We start from the raw sequence: 4,630 nt of genomic DNA, 5'->3' as shown, positions 1-4,630 counted from the left end.
TCCAGGTACCGACGCTGATCGTCGGCGCCGGCGCCGACCAGGTGGTCTCGACCAAGGCGGTCGAATCCTATGCCAGACGGCTGCGCGTCGGCTCTTTGTTGATGATCGACGGCGCGCATCATGAGATCCTGCAGGAGAGGGATGTCTTTCGCGAGCAGCTCCTGGCGGCCTTCGATGCTTTTGTTCCGGGAACCGGCGACGCTGCCTGATCACGGAACGACGCCGCGGATCAGCCGCGCAGCGCCGCCATTGCCGCGGCGTGCAACTCCGGCGTCGCCGCCGCCAATATGTCGCCACCGTTTTCCGCCGGCCCGCCTTCGAAGGTGGTGACGACGCCGCCCGCCTTCTCGATGATCGGGATCAGCGCCACGATGTCGTAGGGTTTCAAACCCGGATCGGCGACGATATCGACGCTGCCCGCCGCCACCATGGCGAAGGCGTAGCAGTCGGTGCCGTAGCGGGCGAGCTGCACCTGTTTCTCGAACGCGTCATAGCGGTTGCGCGCCGCGCCCTTGAACAGCGCCGGCGTGGTGGTGAACAGGGTCGCCTGCGAAAGCTGCGTCGTCTTGCGCGTCGCGAGCTTGCGCGGGCCACCCGGGCCTTCGTAATGCGAGCCGGAGGCATTGGCATAGAACAGCTCGCCGGTGAAGGGCTGCGACATCAGGCCGGCGACGGCATCGCCGTCGATCGTCAGTCCGACCAGCGTTCCCCAGACCGGCAGGCCGGAAATGAAGGCGCGTGTGCCGTCGATCGGGTCGATGACCCAGACATGCCGGCTCGAAATGTTCTCGTTGCCATGCTCTTCGCCGAGGATGCCGTGATCGGGATACTCCGCCGAGATAAGCGCCCGGATCGCCCGCTCGGCCTCGCGATCGGCTTCCGTCACCGGATCGAAGCTCTCCGCCAGCTTGTTGGCGACTGCGGCCTGGCTGCGGAAGCGAGGCAAGGTCTCGGCGGCGGCGGCACGCGCGATGCGCCGCATGAAGTCGATGCTGATATCCAACCCACTCTCCCCGTTGCGGCAACCATCCGGCAGCTGCTGTCTTCTTGTCGGACCGGAGCGTGCAACCGGGTCAGGCGCCCTCGCCTGTTGCCTCAAAGTCACACGTCAGGCGCCGAAACCGGATTTGCACATCATATTGAATTAAAAAAGCCTGAAGTCGATTGACATTTGTGCATCGCACAATACTTTTGTTCTCGGACAGCTTATCCTGTCCATGCCCTCCTTGGGCGTTTCCTCCCTAGACTTCGACCGTGTCGTGAAAACGATGCGGTCTTTTTTTGAGCTGCGGTTCCCAGCGCCGCCGTCATTCGGCGGCGAGCGGCAGGTCGAGGAAATGATGGCCGGGCATCGAAATCAGTTCGGCCGAAAACCGCGTCAGGTCGTCGGCTAAAGCGTCGAAGCCAGCCGATTTCTGGAATGTCCGCTCGTTCATGTAGAGCCCGCGATTGACCTCGATCTGCAGCGCGTGGAGATGACGCGCCGGCCGTCCGTAATGCTCGGTTATGAAGCCGCCGGCATAAGGCTTGTTATGCGCGACAGCGTAGCCCATTCCGGTGAGCAGGCCGATCGCCCTCTCGGTTAGAGCGGCGCTGGCGGAAATGCCGAAACGATCGCCGATGATGAAGTCCGGCCGCGCGCCATTGTCGCCGACCCGGACGCTGGCCGGCATCGAATGGCAGTCGATCAGCACGGCATAGCCGAACCTGGCGTGGGTCCTGGTCAAGAGCCGCTTCAGCGTCTCGTGATAGGGCTTGTAGACGGCCTCTATGCGTCCCACGGCCTCGGAGAGCGGCAGACGCCCGGGATAGATGTCGAGCCCCTCTCCCACCAGCTTCGGCACGGTGCCCAGCCCGCCCGCGACGCGGGCCGAACGGATATTGCAGAAGGACGGCACCGGCTCCGCGAACATGCGCGGATCGAGTTCCCACGGTTCGCGGTTGACGTCGAGATAGGCGCGCGGGAAATTTGCCGCCAGCATCGGCGCGCCGAGCGCCACGGCGCCGCCGAACAGTTCATCGACATAGCAATCCTCCGAGCGGCGTATGGCGTTGCGGTCGAGCCGCACCATGGCCAGGAAGCGCTCGGGATAATGGCGGCCGCTATGCGGCGAGTTGAACAGGAAAGCTACGCGTTGCTCGGCGCCCGATCGGATTTCGAAGGGTGGTGTGACCGAAAAATCCTCGGCTGCCGTCTTCAATTTGAACGAACCAGGACGAAGCACTGCATCATGATGCGAAACTGCCATCTTGCGCCCGGCATGTCCAGCATTTCAGCCCCGCGAAACGCACAGTCGTAGTGGTCGCGACAAGGCCAACGTTCACTTGATGTTTACCGTCTCCTCCTCATATACAGGATGGTTAACGGGCTTGCCCGGCGGCAGGCTTGGGGCGGGTGATTCGGACGGGATACGATGGCACGCATTCTTCTGGCGGAAGACGACGACGATATGCGCCGGTTCCTCGTCAAGGCGCTGGAACGCGCCGGCTACCAGGTGAGCGATTTCGACAACGGCGCCAGCGCCTATGAGCGGCTGCGCGAAGAGCCTTTTTCGCTGCTTCTGACCGACATCGTCATGCCGGAGATGGACGGCATCGAGCTTGCCCGCCGCGCCACTGAGATCGATCCGGATCTCAAGGTCATGTTCATCACCGGCTTCGCTGCCGTCGCGCTCAATCCGGATTCCAAGGCGCCCAAGGACGCCAAGGTGCTGTCGAAGCCGTTCCATCTGCGCGATCTCGTCAACGAGGTCGAGAAGATGCTTCAGGCGGCCTAAAGGGTTTTTCCGGCCGACGCATGTCGTCCAAAACGGCGCAGCGGCTGGGAAAACGACATCAACTAAACAAAAGATCTAAGCGCGTCACTCGGACCCGTTTCGACGCGACGCGCTTTAGGCTTGGCGCTTCCGCCGCTGCGGCGAAACCGAGCTTTCTTTTCTCGTTCCTGCTATTGACGCGCCGGACCAAAAATGGTGTATGCGCGGCTTCGGATGGGCGTGTAGCTCAGCGGGAGAGCACTGCATTGACATTGCAGGGGTCACAAGTTCAATCCTTGTCACGCCCACCATCCTTTCAACAACTTAGCTAACCCAATGTGCCGATTGGCACAGAAATGGCACAGAAACCTGCCTCAGAGCAGTTCCATCATGCCATCGCGCACAGCCTGCGCATGGTTCGGCGGCATCAAAAAAAGCCCGGCGTCGATGCAGTCCAAGATGTCGTTCGCCAGATCGGGTGTGATCTGGTCGAACTCTTTGGCGTCATCCAGCTCGAATGTCGGGTGCTGCACGACGCGCGACAGATCAAGAAAGCAGTCCTTGACCACCAGTTCATGGCACCCTGCCTGAAGCGCCATCTGATCCTTGCCATGAGGCTTGGGGTTCGAATTGATCCACAGGAAGAACCCGTGCTCGACTGACGCGCACAGAGCGAACTTGGCCTTTGGTGGCTTGGTTAGCGCTGTTCGGACGATGTAGACGTGGCCGAGTTTACAGGACGCCATATGCCGCGAACTCTTCGGCGCTTTCGATGATTTCGGGATCGGCGCCTTCCAGCATGTCATCGAACGACATGAGGGAGTTCAGATCGGCATTTTTCCAACCAGGATGCTGATGGGTCTCGTCAGAGATCGACCCAAAAGATTTGCCTTTCACGTGGGCTATTCCGTGTTGCAGGCATTCCAGGTCCGACGGGCTGAAAAGCTCCAGCCTTGGCTCTCTGGCCGCCTTGTATTCAGGGTGCCCCCACCGGGTATCAACTTCTAGTGCGCCATCCACCAGCTCTTTGTCTGCCGGCGCGACGGTTCCTTTCAGTACGTCGTATGAAAACGACGGTACCGGCCCATTGTCCATCGCCACATAGCGGTCACCAACGATGGGTCGGCCGTAATTGCGCAGATGTTCCAACTCGGCGAAATAGAGGGCTTTCGACGCATGGAAGCGCCCCACGCCCGGCATTTGCTGGGCGATGAACACGATCGCCTCGACCGCCTTCGGCTTATCCAGCGTGAATTTCATGCGCGCAAATATACAGCTTTCTCGCATTTTTCCATAGCTAAGTGACAGCAAACGCGTGAAAGAACCGTTGCGACAGTAGGGAAATCGCCGCTTTTAGACCTCGGCCGCGTTCTTCTGAAAATCCGGGTGATGGTGCCCGTAAACCTTGTCCAGCGTCTTGGCTGACATCCCGAGCGCGCCGGCCGCTTCCCAAATGTCGATGCCGGCGAACATTATCCAGGTTGCGCGCGTGTGCCGCAGGACGTGCGGCGTGATCGGCGGTTGGCCGGTGACCTCGGGCTGGAGCCAAGCGTTGTCGATCGCCATACCCCAAGCGGTGCGCACGGACGCGACGCCGCGCCCCATGTAGTTGACGACGTGCAGATGAGTAGTCACTGGCTCGCCAGCTTCCACTGAAGCGGCATCCCTGGCCGCATCGTCGATCCGCTTCCAACGCGACAGATGAGCCGTGATGCGTCGGCCAAGGCGCACGGGCGGCTGGCGCTTGTTGGTCTCCGTCACGCCGTCCCCTCGCCGATGCATGACGCCCCGGCTCAAGTCGATCCAGCCGCCTCCGGTGTTTGTCATCCACTGCACATTGCAGATCGCGGCTCGCCGGGATCCAGTGTAGAGCC

The 4,630-nt window shown here is 61.3% G+C and carries 5 protein-coding genes, 1 tRNA gene and 2 pseudogenes; 3 read left to right on the top strand and 5 right to left on the bottom strand.

Features of this window, described 5'->3' with window-relative positions; genetic code table 11:
* Positions 1-209, top strand: a pseudogene (locus tag EOA60_RS19670) (alpha/beta hydrolase); the annotation flags it as partial.
* 20 nt (positions 210-229) lie between these two features.
* Here the strand turns inward: EOA60_RS19670 and hisN are convergent.
* Both hisN and EOA60_RS19660 read right to left on the bottom strand, forming a co-directional pair.
* The gene (gene hisN / locus EOA60_RS19665) at positions 230-1,003 is read right to left on the bottom strand and encodes a histidinol-phosphatase (RefSeq protein WP_095823426.1); all 774 of its coding nucleotides are present in this window, start codon (positions 1,001-1,003) and stop codon (positions 230-232) included.
* Positions 1,004-1,307: 304 nt separating this feature from the next.
* Positions 1,308-2,249, bottom strand: a complete 942-nt coding sequence (locus EOA60_RS19660; protein ID WP_067002532.1) for an N-formylglutamate amidohydrolase — start codon at positions 2,247-2,249, stop codon at positions 1,308-1,310.
* A 165-nt stretch (positions 2,250-2,414) separates the two neighbouring features.
* Here EOA60_RS19660 and EOA60_RS19655 point away from each other — a divergent pair, with 165 nt between their 5' ends.
* Together EOA60_RS19655 and EOA60_RS19650 are read left to right on the top strand one after the other, a co-directional pair.
* Positions 2,415-2,777 carry a response regulator gene (locus tag EOA60_RS19655; protein WP_006199474.1) on the top strand — a complete coding sequence of 121 codons (363 nt, stop codon included), beginning with the start codon at positions 2,415-2,417 and terminating at the stop codon, positions 2,775-2,777.
* A gap of 215 nt (positions 2,778-2,992) precedes the next feature.
* A tRNA-Val gene (locus tag EOA60_RS19650) sits at positions 2,993-3,067 on the top strand.
* Positions 3,068-3,130: 63 nt separating this feature from the next.
* Here EOA60_RS19650 and EOA60_RS19645 read toward each other — a convergent pair.
* From EOA60_RS19645 to EOA60_RS19635, 3 genes and pseudogenes are all read right to left on the bottom strand, one after another.
* Positions 3,131-3,355: a hypothetical protein gene (locus tag EOA60_RS19645; protein WP_127335035.1), complete on the bottom strand. Its 225-nt coding sequence runs from the start codon at positions 3,353-3,355 to the stop codon at positions 3,131-3,133.
* Between the two features lie 133 nt (positions 3,356-3,488).
* Positions 3,489-4,016, bottom strand: a complete 528-nt coding sequence (locus tag EOA60_RS19640) for a Panacea domain-containing protein (RefSeq protein WP_164748211.1) — start codon at positions 4,014-4,016, stop codon at positions 3,489-3,491.
* A 93-nt stretch (positions 4,017-4,109) separates the two neighbouring features.
* Positions 4,110-4,630 (bottom strand): annotated as a pseudogene (locus EOA60_RS19635) (site-specific integrase); the annotation flags it as partial.

It is taken from the genome of Mesorhizobium sp. M1A.F.Ca.IN.020.06.1.1, from assembly GCF_004023265.1.
GTDB lineage: Bacteria > Pseudomonadota > Alphaproteobacteria > Rhizobiales > Rhizobiaceae > Mesorhizobium.
The sequence above is the reverse complement of the archived record's forward strand: the minus strand, read 5'-3'. Positions and strand labels throughout refer to the sequence as shown.

What these genes read in the sequence shown, in the direction of transcription:
- EOA60_RS19660 (WP_067002532.1), bottom strand. Translation starts at nt 2,249, where the DNA reads ATGGCAGTTTCGCATCATGATGCAGTGCTTCGTCCTGGTTCGTTCAAA.
- EOA60_RS19655 (WP_006199474.1), top strand. Translation starts at nt 2,415, where the DNA reads ATGGCACGCATTCTTCTGGCGGAAGACGACGACGATATGCGCCGGTTC.
- EOA60_RS19645 (WP_127335035.1), bottom strand. Translation starts at nt 3,355, where the DNA reads ATGGCGCTTCAGGCAGGGTGCCATGAACTGGTGGTCAAGGACTGCTTT.
- EOA60_RS19640 (WP_164748211.1), bottom strand. Translation starts at nt 4,016, where the DNA reads ATGAAATTCACGCTGGATAAGCCGAAGGCGGTCGAGGCGATCGTGTTC.